This window comes from Solibacillus daqui, assembly GCF_028747805.1.
GTDB lineage: Bacteria > Bacillota > Bacilli > Bacillales_A > Planococcaceae > Solibacillus > Solibacillus daqui.
Genome location: NZ_CP114887.1, coordinates 3,490,976 through 3,509,748, shown reverse-complemented (window position 1 = coordinate 3,509,748; position 18,773 = coordinate 3,490,976). Strand labels below are relative to the sequence as shown.

General features: G+C 37.0%; 16 protein-coding genes. 9 read left to right on the top strand and 7 right to left on the bottom strand.

Annotated features, from left to right (window positions below):
- Positions 1-91: 91 nt before the first annotated feature.
- Entirely contained in the window at positions 92-304 is a 213-nt protein-coding gene (locus tag O7776_RS17270) for a hypothetical protein (protein ID WP_274308171.1), read from the top strand.
- A 26-nt stretch (positions 305-330) separates the two neighbouring features.
- Here O7776_RS17270 and O7776_RS17265 read toward each other — a convergent pair whose 3' ends face one another.
- From O7776_RS17265 to O7776_RS17240, 6 genes are all read right to left on the bottom strand, one after another.
- Positions 331-561, bottom strand: a complete 231-nt coding sequence (locus O7776_RS17265) for a DUF1540 domain-containing protein (RefSeq protein WP_274308170.1) — start codon at positions 559-561, stop codon at positions 331-333.
- 387 nt (positions 562-948) lie between these two features.
- Positions 949-1,854 carry an ABC transporter ATP-binding protein gene (locus tag O7776_RS17260; RefSeq protein WP_274308169.1) on the bottom strand — a complete coding sequence of 302 codons (906 nt, stop codon included), beginning with the start codon at positions 1,852-1,854 and terminating at the stop codon, positions 949-951.
- Positions 1,854-2,900, bottom strand: coding sequence for an ABC transporter ATP-binding protein (locus tag O7776_RS17255; RefSeq protein ID WP_274308168.1), 1,047 nt, complete (start codon positions 2,898-2,900; stop codon positions 1,854-1,856). Before O7776_RS17255 ends, O7776_RS17260 begins: the two co-directional genes overlap by 1 nt.
- 15 nt (positions 2,901-2,915) lie before the next feature.
- Positions 2,916-3,851: an ABC transporter permease gene (locus tag O7776_RS17250; RefSeq protein ID WP_274308167.1), complete on the bottom strand. Its 936-nt coding sequence runs from the start codon at positions 3,849-3,851 to the stop codon at positions 2,916-2,918.
- Complete coding sequence (locus O7776_RS17245) at positions 3,848-4,780, bottom strand: ABC transporter permease (protein WP_274308166.1); 933 nt, start codon at positions 4,778-4,780, stop codon at positions 3,848-3,850. Before O7776_RS17245 ends, O7776_RS17250 begins: the two co-directional genes overlap by 4 nt.
- 124 nt (positions 4,781-4,904) lie before the next feature.
- A complete protein-coding gene (locus tag O7776_RS17240; RefSeq protein ID WP_274308165.1) occupies positions 4,905-6,572 on the bottom strand; it encodes a peptide ABC transporter substrate-binding protein in 1,668 nt (555 codons plus the stop codon).
- 431 nt (positions 6,573-7,003) lie between these two features.
- On the opposite strand from O7776_RS17240, the gene O7776_RS17235 reads away from it, so the two are divergent.
- The 4 genes from O7776_RS17235 (at position 7,004) to O7776_RS17220 (ending at position 12,946) form a co-directional block, all read left to right on the top strand.
- The gene (locus O7776_RS17235; RefSeq protein WP_274308164.1) at positions 7,004-8,545 is read left to right on the top strand and encodes a catalase; all 1,542 of its coding nucleotides are present in this window, start codon (positions 7,004-7,006) and stop codon (positions 8,543-8,545) included.
- 86 nt (positions 8,546-8,631) lie between these two features.
- The gene (locus O7776_RS17230) at positions 8,632-9,129 is read left to right on the top strand and encodes a YehS family protein (RefSeq protein WP_274308163.1); all 498 of its coding nucleotides are present in this window, start codon (positions 8,632-8,634) and stop codon (positions 9,127-9,129) included.
- An 860-nt stretch (positions 9,130-9,989) separates the two neighbouring features.
- Positions 9,990-10,886 carry a radical SAM/SPASM domain-containing protein gene (locus O7776_RS17225; RefSeq protein WP_274308162.1) on the top strand — a complete coding sequence of 299 codons (897 nt, stop codon included), beginning with the start codon at positions 9,990-9,992 and terminating at the stop codon, positions 10,884-10,886.
- Between the two features lie 311 nt (positions 10,887-11,197).
- Positions 11,198-12,946 (top strand): methyl-accepting chemotaxis protein, encoded by a 1,749-nt coding sequence (locus O7776_RS17220; RefSeq protein ID WP_274308161.1) that lies wholly within the window; start codon positions 11,198-11,200, stop codon positions 12,944-12,946.
- A 246-nt stretch (positions 12,947-13,192) separates the two neighbouring features.
- On the opposite strand, the gene O7776_RS17215 is transcribed toward O7776_RS17220, so the two are convergent.
- Positions 13,193-13,768 (bottom strand): metallophosphoesterase family protein, encoded by a 576-nt coding sequence (locus tag O7776_RS17215; protein WP_274308160.1) that lies wholly within the window; start codon positions 13,766-13,768, stop codon positions 13,193-13,195.
- Between the two features lie 722 nt (positions 13,769-14,490).
- Here O7776_RS17215 and O7776_RS17210 point away from each other — a divergent pair.
- From O7776_RS17210 to O7776_RS17195, 4 genes are all read left to right on the top strand, one after another.
- Entirely contained in the window at positions 14,491-15,873 is a 1,383-nt protein-coding gene (locus O7776_RS17210) for an extracellular solute-binding protein (protein ID WP_274308159.1), read from the top strand.
- 110 nt (positions 15,874-15,983) lie between these two features.
- Positions 15,984-16,877: a carbohydrate ABC transporter permease gene (locus tag O7776_RS17205; RefSeq protein WP_241370441.1), complete on the top strand. Its 894-nt coding sequence runs from the start codon at positions 15,984-15,986 to the stop codon at positions 16,875-16,877.
- A 13-nt stretch (positions 16,878-16,890) separates the two neighbouring features.
- The gene (locus O7776_RS17200) at positions 16,891-17,715 is read left to right on the top strand and encodes a carbohydrate ABC transporter permease (protein ID WP_274308158.1); all 825 of its coding nucleotides are present in this window, start codon (positions 16,891-16,893) and stop codon (positions 17,713-17,715) included.
- Between the two features lie 12 nt (positions 17,716-17,727).
- Complete coding sequence (locus O7776_RS17195) at positions 17,728-18,765, top strand: serine hydrolase domain-containing protein (RefSeq protein ID WP_274308157.1); 1,038 nt, start codon at positions 17,728-17,730, stop codon at positions 18,763-18,765.
- Positions 18,766-18,773: the final 8 nt, after the last annotated feature.

Sequence of the window (18,773 nt, the reverse complement as noted above, 5' to 3'; positions counted from 1 at the left end):
TTTTATAAATTTTGAATATAAGGATGGGTTTTAGATTTATTTACATAAAAGTTCTGCTCTCGCACAAGCTACTGAAGAGGAGGTGTGCTTGATGGAACACCAAAAAAAAGTGAAAATTATTCATGAGACGTTAGGCTTTTCTCATAATGATGCCGAGGCATTAATTGAAAAGGCACGAGAAGTGCACACGGTTGATGAAATTCCACTCGAACCTTTAAAGTCTAATGCAAAAATAGACAGTAACGATTTTGTACTCAATCAGATTCCGAATATGATTCACTTAGACCGTGACGGACCACGCTAACTCAATGAAAAAAAAACGAACGCAGATTATGCGTTCGTTCTTTTGTCATTTTTCGAAATGAATGTTTTACAGCATGTGTCCTTTGAATGCGCGGCTACACTTTTTGTATGTGCATCAAAATCAGTCGAAAACTCAGTTTGCTGATGCTGTTTTCCTCTAACATCTGCATGAATTTCAATTTTTTCCGCGCCACAAATATTCCTGGGCTCATGGTAAAAACAATTTTCTACTGTACATTTTACTTCAACGATTGGCATTTAAATCCCCACCTTCGAATCATTCTTGATACTTAGTGTGTCCAAAAAGTGCTCATTTTAATGCGATAAAAATTTTAAATTAAAAAATATTAATGAAAGCAAAACTTTATGGATTCTGGGGATATTTTACTGGTATTACGCACGCCATTGAGAAATTAAAACAAAAATGCAGTAACTTTGATGAATATCAAATTGACTGCATTTTTATAGTGCTACTTAAAAAATAGATTCATTTATCTTGTATTAAGGGACAGTATTATACCCACTTCAAACTGGCAAGCGTCAGGAGACAGCCAAGTAGTGGACTATCCACTGTCTGTAAAAGCCCGATTGGTGAAAGTTAATGCTCGGTGGGGATGAAGAAACCCCAACGAGCTAAGTTTCACTTTATAACCATTTACTGAGTTGTTCTTTTGTTGCAAAGACGAAGTGACCTGGACGTGCTTCTAGTACTTCTGCATTTGTTGGTGCTTCTTCATGCTTGTATGGAATACGGACACGTTTACGCTCGTATTCAGGGTTTGGCTGAGGCACAGCTGATAGCAATGATTTTGTATATGGATGAATCGGATTATTATAAATTTCATCAGCTAAGCCAAGCTCTAAAATTTTTCCTCGATACATAACAGCTATACGGTCAGAAATATATTTTACCATCGACAAGTCGTGGGCGATGAATAAATACGTCAAACCACGCTCTTTTTGAAGCTGTTTTAATAAGTTAACAACTTGCGCTTGAATCGATACATCTAGTGCGGAAATGGGTTCATCTGCAATAATGAAGCTAGGATTTAAGCTTAGTGCACGTGCAATGCCAATACGTTGACGCTGACCACCTGAAAATTCATGTGCATAGCGATTGGCGTGTTCACGGTTGAGCCCAACTGATTCAAGGAGTTCGCCAATTTTTTGTTGCCGCTCCTTTTTATTTTTATATAGTCCGTGAATATCAAATCCTTCTGCAATAATTTCCCCAGCCGTCATACGTGGATTTAATGACGCATATGGATCTTGGAAAATCATCTGCATTTCACGATTGAATTGCATGGATTCCTTACGAGAAGAATAGGAATTTACGTTTTTACCATTAAACAATATCTCGCCATCTGTAATATCATAAAGGCGTATAATAGATCGTCCAGTCGTGGATTTACCACAGCCAGATTCACCTACAAGCCCTAATGTTTCGCCTTCAAATACTTCAAAGCTAATGCCATCTACTGCTTTAATCGGCTCTTTTACCGGACCGAAATGCTGCTTTAAATTTTTGACTTCCAATATTTTTTTTCTCATTATGCTTGGCCTCCTCTTGATGATGCAATACGGCGAGCAACAACTTCAGGAAGTGGAATTTTCGGAGCATCTGGATGCTGTAACCAAGTTTTTGCGAAGTGCGTTTCAGAAACTTGGAACATCGGTGGCTCTTCTTCAAAATCAATCGCTAGGGCTAGCTCATTTCGTGGTGCAAATGCACAGCCAATAGGCGGATTGATTAAGTTTGGTGGAGAGCCAGGAATCGCACGTAAGAGCTCGTCAGATGAATTATTCAAGTCCGGCATAGAACCGAGTAATCCCCAAGTGTAGGGATGTTTCGGGTCATAGAAAATATCTTCAACAGTACCATATTCAACAATTTGTCCAGCATACATAACAGCTACTCGGTCCGCTACGTTAGCAACTACACCAAGATCATGGGTAATGAAAATAATTGATGTATTGGACGATTTTTGAATCTCTTTCATTAACTCTAAAATTTGTGCTTGAATCGTTACGTCAAGTGCTGTTGTTGGCTCGTCCGCAATTAAGAGCTTTGGATCTGCGGCAAGCGCAACCGCAATAACAACACGTTGGCGCATCCCACCAGATAGTTCATGCGGATAGGCTTTGTACCGTTTTTCAGGGAATGGAATCCCTACCTGGTCAAGCAGTTCAATCGCGCGTCTTTTTGCAGCTTCTTTTGAAGTGACTTTTTTATGCTTTAAGAGCACCTCTGTTATTTGCTTTCCAATTCGCATCGTTGGATTTAATGCCGTCATAGGGTCTTGGAAAATCATCGCCATCTCATTTCCTCGAATAGCAAGCATTTCTTTTTCACTAAGCCGAATTAAATCTTTGCCACCAAAAAGAATTTCACCGCCAGCGTAAATTCCAGGTGGTTGTGGAATTAGCTTCATCAGTGCGTTACTTGTAACACTTTTTCCAGAACCAGATTCGCCAACGATGGCTAGTGTTTCACCTTCATATAATTCGAAATTTACACCACGTACCGCTTGCACAATGCCGGCGTACGTTTTGAAATGGACATGCAAGTCATTAACATCTAAAAGTTTCTTTTTCATATCGTACACCCTTTTCTATTTTCGTAATTTTGGATCTAGTGCGTCCCGAAGTCCGTCTCCAACCGCGTTAAATGCAAAAATGGTTAACGATATGAAGACGGCAGGGAATATTAGACGCCACGGTGCTGATTGAATGGCCTTATTACCTTCTGAAGCCATCGTTCCCCAACTTGACATTGGTTGTTGAACACCTAAGCCGATATAGCTTAAAAATGATTCAGTAAAAATCGCACTTGGAATGGTTAAAGTCATTGTTACCAAAATCACACCCATTGCATTTGGTATAAGGTGGCGCTTAATTAAATGCCATGTGTTTGCACCTAATGTTTGAGCTGCCAATACATATTCACGATTTTTTATCGAAAGCACTTCCGCACGAACAATACGAGCCATGTTAACCCAACCAGTAATCGAAAGTGCAATAATCATTGGAACTAAGCCTTTTTCCATTACTACTAATAAAATAATTACAACTAAAATATATGGAATTGCTGTTAAAACGTCTACAATACGCATCATAATATTATCGATACGACCACCTATTAATCCAGAAATACTCCCCCAAAGAACCCCAATAATTAAATCGATTACAGCAGCCGCAAGTCCAATAAATAAAGATATACGAGCCCCTTGCCATACCCGAACAAATAGATCGCGAGCAAGGTCATCTGTACCGAACCAATGGGCAGCAGATGGCGCGGTATTGTAAAGTCCCGTGTTTTCTTCGTAGGACCAAGAAGAGAACATCGGTGCAAAAATCGCCATAATGGCAACAAACGCTAAAATGATTAATCCAACAAGGGCTAATTTATTGTGTGAAAATCGGTACATAACTTCTTGCCAAAAGGATATTTGCTTTTTGTTCAATGTATCCGCTTCATTTGTACGAGCTCCAACTATTTTAAAACGTTCAGGAGCGATATGGTCGAAGTTATTATTATTTGATGTCATGATTTTTTCGCTCCTTTTAACTTAATTCGTGGATCAATGAATTGATATAAAATATCTACTATTAATACAGCGAGCAATAAAATAATGGAGTAGAAAACGGTTACACCCATTATGGTAGTATAATCCCGGTTAGTAATTGATTGAACGAAGTGGCGTCCAATACCAGGAACCGCAAATATTTGTTCGATAATGAAACTACCAGTTACAACACCAGCAGTTAAGGGTCCTAAATATGTGACAACTGGCAACAATGCATTGCGTAGTGAGTGTTTGAAGACGACTGACCATTTTCCAATCCCTTTTGCACGTGCTAATTTAACGTACTCACTATTATTTTGTTCTAACATACTTGATCGTGTTAGTTTTGCAATGAAGCCGGCGTGTGTTAGGGCAATAGCTGTTGCAGGCAATACTGTGTAGATAAAGCCTTTCCATCCAGTTACTGGGAACCATCCGAGTTTCAAAGAAAAGAATAATTGTAAAAGGCCCGCTAAAATAAATGATGGTACTGAAATCCCTAAGACGGCGATTACAGTCGACACATAGTCAGGAAACTTATTATGGTAAAGCGCAGATATAACTCCAAGCAATATCCCAAGACCAATGGCTAAAATCATTGCCTCTATACCTAAAACTAAAGACACCGGGAATCCTTCAGAAATCATATCGTTTACAGAACGACCTTTATATTTCATCGATTCACCGAAATCAAATGTAAATGACGAAACTAAATAGTCCTTATATTGAATGTACCATGGATTATCGAGGCCATATTTTTCGTTTAGTTGCTGTTCAATTGCTGGCGGAAGTTGACGTTCACTAGCGAATGGACTACCTGGAGCCAACTTCATTAAGAAGAATGTAGCTGAAATAATAACAAAAAGAGCAACGAAGATGTAAAGAATTCTCTTTAAAATGTAGTTAAGCATTTGACAGACCCCCTTTAAATTTTTGAAAATTCTGTTATATTATGAAAGGCTGCTCCAAATCACGAGGATTTTTGAGCAGCCTTTCGTGTACAACTACACAAAAAATACTGATGAATCGTTGGAATTATTTATTGATATCAACGTTTTTAAGTGAAATGTTACCTAAAGCATCTGGAACCATGCCTGTTACAAAGTCTTTATTAATGTAAAGGTTTGTGTAGAAGTAGATTGGAGCTACTGGCATTTCATCCATCATGATAGCTTCTGCTTCTAATAATGTTGCAGTACGTTTTGCAGGATCTGTTTCAATAACAGACTGTTTTAATAATGCTGCGTAATCAGCATTTTCCCAACCTGTATCGTTGTTACCGTTTGAAGCTGAGTTATACATTTCTAAGAATGTATAGGCATCATTGTAGTCAGCAATCCAGCCTAAACGCCCAACTTGGTAGTCTAAGTTTGATAATTTGTCTAAATACACTTGCCATTCAGCGTTATCAAGCTTTACGTTAATGCCTAATTGTGAAGACCAACCTTGTTGGATAAATTGAGCAATTGCAGCGTGTGCCTCAGAAGTATTGTAAGAAACCGTAATTTCTAAATCTGCTGGGCTAGCTAAACCTAACTCTTTTAAACCAGCTTCTAAGAATTTTTTAGCGCCTTCATAATCAGCGTCTTTGAAGTAACCAGAATCATCGCCGAAACCTCCAACAGCGTTCGGAACCATACCTAAAGCTGGCTCTTGCTCACCTTTAGTAATGTTTTTGATTAGGCCTGCACGGTCAATCGATAAAGCTAATGCTTTACGAATGTTGACGTTACTCATAACTTTGTCAGTTGTGTTAAATTTGTAATTATAGATACCAGAGTAAGGTTCCACATTTAAAGTACCATCTGCTTTTAAGCGATCCAGTGCCTCTAAAGAGATTGAACCAAAGTTTGTACCTAAGAAATCAATTTCATCTGCATCATACATAGCCATTTGAGAGCTTTCAGACTCTACAATAGAAATGTTTACAGTGTCGATGTTGACATTTGCAGCATCCCAGTAACTTTCTGATTTAGTTAATACTAGGTTACCGTTGTGAACCCACTCAGTTAAAGTATATGGTCCGTTTGAAACAATTGAATCTGCTTCAGCAAACCAGTTTGCATTAGCTTCTTGTGTACCTTTATGGAATGGATACATTGTTTTGAAAGCTGTTAACTCTAGGAAGTACGGTGTTGGCACTTCTAAAGTAACTTCGATTGTTTTTTCATCAACTACTTTAATACCTAAATCATCACCTGAACCTGTACCAAGGTTAAATGCTTCAGCGCCTTTGATTGGGTATAAAATTGAAGCGTATTCAGATGCGTTCGCTGGATCTAAAACCCATTTCCAAGAATAAGCAAAATCTTCTGCAGTAACTGGGTCACCATTTGTCCATTTAGCATCACGTAATTTGAACGTGTATGTTAAAAGGTCATCAGAAATCTCATAGCTTTCAGCAGCAGCTTCTTTAGCTTCGCCGTTTTCCATAGTCATTAACCCTTCGAAAATGTTTTGAATCATAGTACTTGAAGTCGTATCTGTTGCCAAACCAGGGTGTATTGATGGTGGCTCAGATCCAAATACTAAGTTAATTTCTTTTGGTTCTGAAGCTGGTTCTGTAGTACTTTCGGTACCTGTGTCTGTCGTGCCTTCGGATGATTTGTCAACCTCTTCCTTACTGTCATCTGAACTACATGCAGCAAGTACGATCGACAGTACAAGTACCATCATCAGTGTTAGAAATTTGTTGAATTTCATTTGTTAACCTCCCATTTTGCGTAATATTCTGACAACTTGTAACGCAATATAACTATATCAAAAACAAATAAAATAATAAACATTTTTTCAAATTTTTAGAAAAATTTTTTTGCAATTGTTTAATATAGTGATAGTGGCGCGTTTTTTATTTAATGTTCTTAAAGTGAAATATATGTTTTAAATAGTATTTTTATTTATTTTAAAAGTAAAAATTGGTTTTAAAATCGATGGATAAATACTAATGGAATAATTAACATCGTTATGTGAGTTGAAGAAAGCTGAAATTACCTATATCAAAAAAATACAATAATAAGGAGTAACAAAGAAAATGGCGAGATACAGAAATAACTGAAAACTTATTCAATGATAATGGACCCCGGATGTGTAAATTTTTCTATTTTTTACCATGATTATTAAAAAGGAGTGATAAAATGGAAGAAAATATATTAACAAATCGCCAAGGACATCCTGTTACAAACAATCAGCAAATTCGTTCTGTTGGCAAACGTGGTCCGGCAACATTAGAAAACTATGATTTTATTGAAAAGATTAGTCATTTTGATCGCGAACGGGTACCAGAGCGTGTTGTTCATGCAAGGGGAGCTGGGGCTCACGGTTATTTTGAAGCATATGGTACGGTTGGAAATGAGCCGATTGATAAGTACACAAGAGCAAAGCTATTTCAAACAAAAGGTAAAAAAACACCAGTATTCGTCCGCTTTTCAACGGTGATTCATGGAGGACATTCACCTGAAACATTACGTGACCCACGTGGCTTTGCGGTTAAATTTTATACTGAGGATGGAAATTGGGATTTAGTAGGCAACAATTTAAAAATCTTCTTTATTCGTGATGCAATGAAGTTCCCAGATATGATTCATGCTTTTAAGCCAGATCCCGTAACAAATCGTCAAGATGCCGAACGTTTTTTTGATTTTTGTGCAGCCTCACCTGAAAGTTTTCATATGGTAACACTCGTTTATTCACCTTGGGGAATTCCGGCAAACTATCGTATGATGCAAGGCTCAGGCGTCAACACGTATAAATGGGTCAATGAACAAGGAAAAGCAATGCTTATCAAATACCATTGGGAGCCAAAGCAGGGGATTCGCAATTTAACACAGCAGCAGGCGCAGGATATTCAAGGGAAAAACTTTAACCATGCAACGCAAGATTTATTTGATGCGATTGAAAAGGGCGATTATCCTGAATGGGAGCTGTTTGTCCAAATGATGGAGGATGGTGAACATCCAGAGCTTGATTTTGATCCACTTGATGATACGAAACTTTGGCCAGAAGAAAAATTCCCATGGCTGGCAGTTGGCAAAATGACATTGAACAAGAATCCTGATGATTACTTTACTGAGGTAGAACAAGTGGCATTTGGCACGGGTGTGTTAGTAGATGGACTTGATTTTTCTGATGACAAAATGCTGCAAGGGCGTACATTTAGTTATTCTGATACACAACGTTACCGAGTAGGCGCGAATTATTTACAGTTACCGATCAATTCGCCGAAAAAGCATGTCGCAACAAATCAGCGTGGGGGACAAATGCAAATAAAAGTCGACCACCATGAAAATCCACATATTAATTACGAGCCATCATTATTAGGTGGATTAAAGGAAGCTCGACAATCTGGAACAGAATATACTCCTTATATAGAAGGGAATTTAGTACGAGCACCAATAGACCGAACAAATGACACGAAGCAAGCAGGAGAAACGTATCGTAAATTTGAAAAGTGGGAGCAAGATGATCTTATTTTAAATTTAACGACTGATTTAGCAAAATGTGCGTCGGTTATTCAAGAAACGATGATTCGTTACGCAGAAGAGGCAGATGCGGATTATGGGCGTCGTTTACGAGAAAATTTACAAAATACTGATAGTACAGGTCCACTTGGTAATGCACAAAATGACGAGGCAGTAGAACAAGCTATTAATGAAAGTAAAGAAACAGATCACCTATAATGAAAAGCAAAACGAGTAATCGAACTAACATTGAAGCGTGAACCTCTGTTATAATAGCCTTTAGCAAAACATTGATGGAGGCTACAATGGAAAATAACGATATTTTAATCCGTGTGCGATATGCACTTGATTTAAAGAATAGAGAGATGGTAGAAATTTTTAAGCTAGGCGGCGAAACAGTGGCAGCAGAAGAAATGCCAAAAATATTAATAAAGTCTTTAGCGAAAGATGAAGAAGTACCGGCTGATTATGATCAAATTAAAATAAATGATAAAAAACTTGAAGCATTTTTTAACGGGCTGATTACATTTAAACGTGGGCCAATGCCTAAAAAAGAAGGGCAAACTGCGCCAGTGCAAGAAAAACCGGATCATGTAAACAATATGGTATTAAAAAAATTAAAGGTTGCTTGTCAGCTAACGACTGAAGAAATGTTAGACGTTTTAGATGATGGGGGAATCGCGGTATCAAAAGGTGAGTTAGGTGCGATTATGCGTAAGCCAGGCCACCGAAACTATAAAGAATGTGGCGATAACTTCACACGTAAGTTTTTAAAAGGCTTATCAATTCGATATCGTGGATAAAAATGAGGTGTACGAAAAATAAAATTTTTCGTGCATTTTTTTTAGGTTTGAAAGCATGTTTTTTTTGGATGCTAAAGTTGAAACTCTTAATGAGCAAAATTACTTCCAATAAATAGATTAAGTACAGTGTTATTTATTTTTGGCGGGCTACGGCAAAGCTAAAACCAACCGCCGTCTTGGTTGGTTTTAACTTCTGCGACGAAAGCGCAGCGACAGGAGCATGACTGCTTCTGTCTTTAATGCCGCATGCAAGGCCCGCTAAACTAAAATGTTGCCTCTAAAATTAGTTAAAAGAGTCCAATCTGCCGCTTGCGCTATCCCGAGGCGGCGGTAATGAAAAAATATGTCGCCGTTTCAAAGATGTAGCTTTGTAAAACAAGTTTCCTTTATAAATAAAAGTTAGCTATTTTGAATGCCACAAATATAAAATCATTTTTAGCAGAGAGTAGGCTTTTTTTTATAATAAAGTTCATTTCATTTCAATTCAGTGCACTTAATGCAATAGCTTTGTAATAAAAATCAACTATAGTTTTATAGTAGAGTGCCGCGAAGTGAAGGGGCGGACTCCTTGGGGATAAAGCGTGCGCGGAAAATCCACTATATGCTTGCCGCCGTAGTGGCATGCATATAGTTAGTTGTAGCCACGCCCCCAGGAAAGCATGCCCCGTAGTGTAGCAGAACGAATTATATGATCTGCATACACTTTGTTCCAAATTTTGTATTCAAAAATGTTCATAGTGAGGTTGTAATGTAATAACAGCTATTTAAATTGTTAAAACCATTGTCGTTGCTTCCTATTTCGATCTGATATTTGTTACAATGAAAAGTATTGTTTATTAAAAAGGAATGGTGAACGAACGTTGAAAACATTTAAAAAAGTTTATATTGAAATTACGAGCGTTTGCAATTTAGCATGTAGCTTTTGTCCGCCAACAGAGCGTGCAAAAGGCTTAATAAAGGTCGAACAATTTGCCAATATATTAGATGAAATTAGTGGATATACAAAATATATTTATTTACATGTAAAGGGAGAGCCGCTATTACATCCGCGCATTGGGCAATTGTTAGACATCGCTCATGAAAAAGGATTCAAAGTAAATATTACAACAAATGGTACTTTAATTAAAAAGAACCGTGACAAGCTGTTAGGAAAGCCTGCATTACGCCAAATCAATTTTTCGTTGCATAGCTTTGATGGACATGAGGGTTCAGAAAATCGTGAAAAATATTTAGGTGATATTTTAGAATTTGTACGTGATGTACGTGAACATAATGTAATTATCTCGTATCGTCTATGGAATTTACAACGCAACAACATTTCGGAAATCGCCAATCGTCGCAACCGCGAAACGTTAGATATTCTTGAAAAAGAATATGAATTAGATTATGAAATTCAAGAACGAGTTGAAATGGGTAAGGGCGTCAAAATCACTAAAAATATTTACTTAAACCAAGATCACGAATTCCGCTGGCCAAGCCTGCTGGAAAAAGCAGATGAAGGTAAAGGTTTTTGCCATGCGCTTCGTACACATGCTGCGATTTTAGTAGATGGCTCTGTAGTTCCTTGCTGTTTGGATGGAGAAGGGGTAATCAATTTAGGGAATGTCCATGAACAAAAATTTGGAGACATAATTGGTAGTGAACGCGCACAAAATTTAGTAGACGGGTTTTCTCGACGTGAGGCGGTTGAGGACTTATGTAAAAAATGTGGCTTCCGTCAGAAATTTGGAATGGATTCTGAATTACCTGATTTGTAATAAATAGAAAAAATGTGATTATATTCTATATTTAAATATTAGAATATAGTATTATAAAAGTAATTTATAGTACATTTTAATCTAGTTATTATTCTATATAGGGTCATCTGATAATTTAAATTGTTTCAGCACAAGTCCTTCACTTCTATAAGTTGGGATTAATACTAAGTATGTTCTTCATTCAGGGGGCCCTAAAGCATCACATCCTGTGACAACTGCTGTCTGACCCACGTTCTGTGGCCCTAAGCACGAAAAAATCTGAACGCAATTACGCCGAGGCGTAATTGATATAGTAGCAAGGAGATTAGGATATGTTTGGGAAAAGTAAAATTGATAACTATGAGTATTTCGGTGAAGCCTCAGCGTCAGATATTCAAACAAATGAGCGTTTTAAAGAAAAATTAGATTTTTTAGCCTTAAGTAAGGTTCGTCGTCAATCTGTGTCATTATTAAATCAAATTTATACGGAAAATCGTAATGACATTTTAGATAATTTCTATACGCGTTTATTATCAATTCCGGAATTCAAACAAATTATAGTAGAGAATTCAAGTGTAGAGCGTTTAAAAGTAACTTTTGACCGTCATTTTTCTAGTCTTTTCCAAGATGAATTAAACATTGAATATGTGTTTAAGCGTCGTCGTATTGCGTATACACATGCTCGGATTGGCGTATTACCAAACTGGATGATTTCGGCCTACACATTAATCAACCAATTAATTATTCCTTTAATTGCAAAACATTGTGGCCGCGATTATAAAAAATTACTAGATACATTACTTGCATACGATAGTTTAGTTACTTTAGATTTGCAAATTATTGTTGAAACATACATTGAAATTCAAGGTGGCTCGGTAGTTAATGGTCTTGGAGAAATCATTAAATACAATACACAACTTGATCAAATGAAAGAGCTTATTCAGTTCCAAGAAGTACAACATAATGATGTTAAATTAGCGAGTGATTTAATGCTTGAACTTGATTCAAGTATTGAGGAAATTGCTGCATCGGTAGGGGATATTTCGACACATACGCAAGCGTCATTAACAGAATTGAATAATGACCTTACATCATTACAACAAGTATCGACGATTTTACAAAATACAGACGAAGGTCAACAAGCAGTGCGCCAAAATGTAGCGAACCTAGTAGACCGAGTACATAGTGTATCAAAAGTAATGGAGCTAATCCAAGGTATCGCAGACCAAACAAACTTACTTGCATTAAACGCTTCGATCGAGGCAGCACGTGCAGGTGAGGCTGGTAAAGGTTTCGCAGTAGTAGCAGAAGAAGTGCGTAAATTAGCAGATGATACTAAACGCTCTGTTCAATCGATTGATTCAGATATTAAAGCATTATTACATATTACTGAAAACATCGATGATTTAACAAGACGTTCAACAGAAGAGTTACACGTAGGTGTATCGGATGTGATTCAAATTACGAACACATTATCTGAATTGAATGATACATTACAAACACAAGGTGCACGCTTTGAAGAAATTGCTTCGACAACTCGTCACCAAGCAGAATCCGCTTCTGAAATTGCTGAGCGTAACCGCAGCATGACAGAAAGCACAATTCGTAGTCAAGAAATCGCGTTTGAAACAGGTTCGGCTATATATACATTAAGTAAAATGATTGATGAATACCGTTCACAAACAATCTCGAAAAACTTCATTATTTCTCAAGAAGATATTATCGAGGTAGCAATTACTGACCACCTATTATGGCGCTGGAGAATCTACAACTTATTACTAGGCTTTGAAGAAATGACGAGTTTAAATTTAGATTCTCCACGTGACTCAAACTTAGGTCAGTGGTATTACGGTAAAGGCCGTGAATTACTGGGTGATGAAAAGGAATATCGCGAGTTAGAAACGCCATTCTTAAAAGTGTATGAAATTGCAAAAAAGGCAGTAAAAGCTCATACAGCTGGCGAAAAAGCTTTAGCAGAAAAGTATTTGGAAGAATTGACTGACACATCAACGGTTGTAATTACGAAGCTTCAACGATTACAAGAAATTTTAATTGATTCAAAAGCACAGTTTTTAACTTGATTCACCCTACTTCTATAAGTAGGGTGAATCAAGTTAAGCCCCGGCGGATGTCACAGATTTTTAGAGGAGTTTTAAAGAGGAAGTCAGCCTAAAGACGTCACATCGTGTGACAACGGCTGACTGACCCACGTCCTGTGGCCCCGAGCTTGAAAAAAATCTGGACACAATTACGCCGAGGCGTAATTGATAATAACAACAGTAAAAGCGAGTAACTTAGTCTGAATTGACTGAGCTACTCGCTTTTCTTTATTGTGCCTGTAAAAAAGTTACAGTCATGGATTCACTGTCATATAGACACCATTCCTTATTGTCCACTACTGCGCCAACATTGATTTGATAAGGTTTTTGTCCGATTGCAAGTGGAATATTATAAGGCACCGGTTGACGTTGCCCATTAATATAAATAGCTGCTTCATGGCTATGACCAAAAAATAATAGCGGTGTTTTAATTTGTGGGAATGTTGGTTTATATGTTTCATCCCATTCAATTTGATGACCATGAATTAATGTAGCGTGTTCAATTTCACGGACTTCTTCGTATTGTAAAAAACGATGATCACCTGTTACGAGTGCGATTCGTTCTTCTTGATTTCCGATAATAGAGGGAAATGTTAATAGGTTCATAAATTTTTCTTCAATAATGGCTGCATCCTTAAGTTTAGCATTACGAATGGTTTTTGCTTTTTTCTTACCGATTGTACACTCAAATAAATCTCCTAAGCCGATAATTTCAGCTTGCGGCGCAATTTGTTCAATGTGATTTAACACTTTTTTTGTGTTTTTATAATGCGAATGTAAGTCGCTAACGAATGCGTATTGCAAATTTTGATCACCACCAATAAAAGAATCATTTTGTATTATACCAAGAGATATAAAACAAGAAAATAAATATTTAACTTGATTCAGCAAATCCTTTTTGTACCGGAAGTGAAGCGACAGGTACAAAAAGTCCCCTACTTCTATTAAGTGGGGGTTGAAATTCCAGCTGAATGGAGGAACTCAGGTTAAGGACGCCGCATCGTGCGGCAACACCTGAGTGACCAACATCGTGTTGGCCAGCCCAAGCCCCGGCGGATGTCACAGATTTTTAGGGGAGTTTTAAAGAGGAAGTCAGCCTAAAGACGTCACATCGTGTGACAACGGCTGACTGACCCACGTCCTGTGGCCCCGAGCTTGAAAAAATCTGGACGCAATTACGCAGCGGCGTAATTGATAAAATCATTTCAGTGAATAAACGGTTTGCAAATCGGTGCAAAGGGTATTTTGGAGTTGGATTTCGAATAGTCTGAAACGGGAAGAACTTTTGTTTCTTAAACTTTTGTTGTTTCACTCTGAATATTTCAGTTGTAATTGAAATTTTAGGTGTAACGCTAAATTAGCCTATAACATACAGTTTATTCAATAGATGCAATTCATAAACGGCAGTTACAAAATAATATTAGGAATAACTATAAGTTTTTGCCCATTAATATTGGTGGTAACTATATTCATATAGTTAACATAAATAAAGCTAAGGGGTGTTTCACATTATTCTTAAAGTAAAGATGAAACGGATTTGGTTTTTAATCGCTTTAATGAGCTTGATGGTGCTATTAGTCGCTTGTTCAGGAGATAGTGCAACAGATGGTAACACAACTACAGATAACGAACAAACAGATACGGAAACGGAGACGGAGACTGATGCTTCTGAAAATACAGAAGATGGACTAACTGGAAAATTTGAAATTCAATATTTCGTAGGTGGTTATGGGGATGAATGGTGGAAACGTGTAATTGGTGATTTCCAAAAACAACATCCTAACCTTGAAATTATTGAACATGCAGGTCCGAATATTAATACGGAAATGAACACACGTTGGATTTCAAATACGCCACCAGATGTTGTTTATATTGATGGTAATGGTGCAGATGAAACGCAAATGATTGTAGAAGGGCAATTAATGGACATTAGCTCCATCGTGAAAGATTGGAAATTTGAGGATAGTCCTCTATTAGATAGCTTTATCGTACCGGCTGAAGAATTAGATGGCGGAAAAATTTATAGCTTACCATTAGTGTTTGATACATGGGGAATTTGGTATGACAATAATTGGTTTAAAGATAAAGGTTGGGAAGTACCAACTGACTTTGATAGCTGGTTAAGTTCAATGGAAAAAATTAAAGCAGATGAAAATATTACTCCTCTTGTAACAACAGGCCAGTATACACAATACTTCCAACGAGGGGTGCTAAACCCAGCGTTTGCAGCAGCAGGCGGAAATGAATTATTAAATGATTTAAATAATGGTGTAGTTGAGGCTTGGAAAAAACCAGAAACACTTGAAGTGTTGAAAAAAGTTGAAAAAATTGTGCAGGCAAAAGTGCTTGATTCAGGTTTTGCTGCGTACAATCATACACAATCACAAATGAATTTCTTAATGCATAAAAATGCTTATATTCCTGTTGGATTCTGGTTACCAAACGAAATGAAAAAAGACACTCCAGCAGATTTTGAATTTGGCTTTACACCTACACCGATGAATGATCCAGGCGAGCCGCTAGCACTTGTACCAGATATTCGTACGATTGCCATTGCTGAAAAAGCGAAAAATCCAGAAGCGGCAAAAGCATTTTTAGAGTTTGTATTCACTGAGCAATATGCACAAGCATTTGCTGAATCTACAGGTGCAATTATGAACATGAAAAACGTTGATTTATCAGCAAGCTCAAATGTACCAGATTTCTTAAAAGGTGTTAATGATATGATCAACAATCCTGGTTCTGTTCAAATTTTCAAACGCCAAACACCAAATGCCGAAGAACAAAAAATTGCTGTAGAAATTACAAACGAAATTAAATTACAAATTACAGATATCTTACTTGGCGAAATTACTGCAGAGCAATTCGTAGAAAAATTAACGAAAAAAGCGGAGGAACTAAGAAAATAAAGTGCTAAATAAGTAGACAATTTCAGTTATAACAATGGAATAGGGTTGCTAGAAAGTATTACTTTCTGGACAGCCCTTATTTTTTCAAGAAATGGAAGGGGGAACACATGGTGGCCTTTTCTGCAAAGCAAAAATATTTATTTTTAGCCTTTTGTTTATTACCAACATTTATTCTCTTTTTAATTTTTACAGTTTATCCGATGCTAGGTGGGTTATATTATTCGTTTTTTGAATGGTCAGGTACAAGTGCTAATAAAACCTTTATCGGATTAGAGAACTATATACGCTTATGGAATGATTCGATTATTAAAAAAGCAATCTTTAATGATTTTTTCTTTGTATTTGTAAAAGTGCTAGGGATTATGATGCTGTCATTATTTTTTGCAGTGGCATTAACACAATTGCGAATTAAAGAAGCACCGTTTTACAGAATTGTGTTTTTCTTTCCGAATATTATGTCTGTCGTTGTAATCGGTATTCTTTGGCAATTTATATATGATCCGAATATTGGTATTGTAAACAGTTTCTTAAATCAAGTTGGTCTAACTGAATGGGTACGTCCTTGGCTTGGTGATAAAACATGGGTTTTACCGAGTATTGCAATTCCTGCTATTTGGGCAGGGATTGGCTTATTTATGCTTTTACTGATGGGCGGTATTTCAAGTGTTCCTAAAAGCTTATATGAAGCAGCGGAAATTGACGGGGCATCGGAGTGGCAACAATTTTGGCATATTACGGTTCCCCTTATTTGGCCACAAATTAAGACGTCAATTCTTTACATTATCATTACTTCATTAAATGGTTCATTTGTGCTTGTTCAAGTAATGACAGGTGGAGGACCAGGGAGCTCGTCAGAAGTAATGGGTTCGTATTTATACCAGCGTGCTTTTGAAGATTTTCAGTTTGGGTATGGAGCCGCAATAGGAGTACTTATTCTAGTTGTATCACTTATTACGGTATTAATTTCGCAATTTATTTTGAAAAAAGAAAAAGTCGAATATTAATGGAGGGATTGCTATGAAAATAATTTCACAAATATTAGTGCGTATCCCTTTAATTTTATGGGCATTTGTTGTTGTTTTTCCGTTAGTTTGGATGTTTATGGGCGCATTTAAATCCAATGCAGAAATTTTTACATCTCCATGGGCATTGCCTCAAACGTTTAATTTTTCTAATTTTGAAAGTGCGTGGAATGATTATAATATCGGGCGCGCATTTTTAAATAGCTTTTTTGTTACAGTACTTGGCTCGCTTTTAACATTATTTTTATCCATTCCTACAGCATATGCACTTGAGCGAATTCGTTCAAAATTAGGCGAGGTACTCATCAATGTTTATCTAGCGTCGATGATGATTCCAGCCGTTTTAGGATGGATTCCATTATTCTTTTTATTAATGAAATTTAATTTGTTAGATAATTTGTGGGCGTTATCTCTTGTTTATGCAATCTCTCATGTACCATTTACCATCTTCATTTTGATTGGCTTTATAGGAAATGTGCCTAAAGAATTAGAAGAAGCAGCAATAGTAGATGGCATGAGTCCGTATGGGATCTTATTTAAAATTGTGTCACCACTTATTAAATCAGGAATTATGACGGTTACGATATTAAATGCCATATCCTATTGGAATGAATTTTTCATGGCCCTCATTTTATTACAGACGGAAAGCAAAAATACGTTAGGGGTAGCTATGAACTTATTAAAGGTAGACGCCCAATATGATAGTGCTTGGGGTGTATTATTTGCAGGTTTATGTATTGCTGTTATTCCGGTCATTATTTTTTATACGATATTCCAACGTCATATTGTAAAAGGAATGACAGAAGGTGCAATTAAGTAGGAGGTCTACAAGGTGGCATATACACGAGTTGAGGAATTTATAGAGAATGCAGTAAAGGTACGTTACATCCCTGGAGCCGTTTTAGCTATCGCGAATAGTGAGGAAATGATCTATTGCAAGGCTTTCGGCACGGCGCATAGTGAAAAGCAAATTGCTATGACGGAAGACACCCTTTTTGATTGTGCCTCGTTAACGAAGGTAGTTGCCACAGCAGCATCCATTTTCAAATTACTTGAATCAGGTCAACTAGATTTAGACGATGCGATTTCGTATTATTTTCCTGAATTAGCCTTTTTTCATGCTGGTGTTACGGTTCGGCATTTATTGACCCATACAAGTGGCTTTCAATCAGAGATTAAGTTTTATAGAGAGCCTGTTTCTTATAAAGAGGTAGTTGAACGAATAGCGAGCATCTCTACTAGGAAACCGATTGATTCGGCGGTTATTTATAGTGATGTAAATTATATTTTGTTAGGAATTATTATCGAAAAAATTACGAATGAATCATTAGATCGATTTGCAAATATTAACATTTTTGAACCCCTTAAAATGGCCCAGACCCTTTTTAATCCAAAGAACATTGTAAAGGAAAGCGTAGCAGCTACAGAATATCGTGATTATTTACAAGACTATCAATGGGGAGAGGTGCATGATGAAAATGCCCTTCACTTTGGTGGAGTAAGCGGTCATGCAGGCTTGTTTTCAACTGCTCCAGATTTAATACGATTTGCTCAGGCATTTATGAAAGGGAAAACATCGATTTTTACTGAGAAAACAAAGCAGTTAAGTAAACAAAGTTTTTCAAAGAATCATGATGAACAAAGGGGATTGGGCTGGCAATTATATAGTCAACCCTCATTTTCGGGGCAGTATTTACAAGATGGCTTTGGGCATACAGGATTTACGGGCACATCCATTTGGGTTTCTGATGAGCAGCAGTTAGCGATTGTCTTATTAACGAATCGTGTTCATTTTGGACGAACTTGTCAAATTCAGCGATTGCGTAGAATTGTTCATAATTCCATTGCGCTCGATCATGTCAATAAATAAGGTGATAA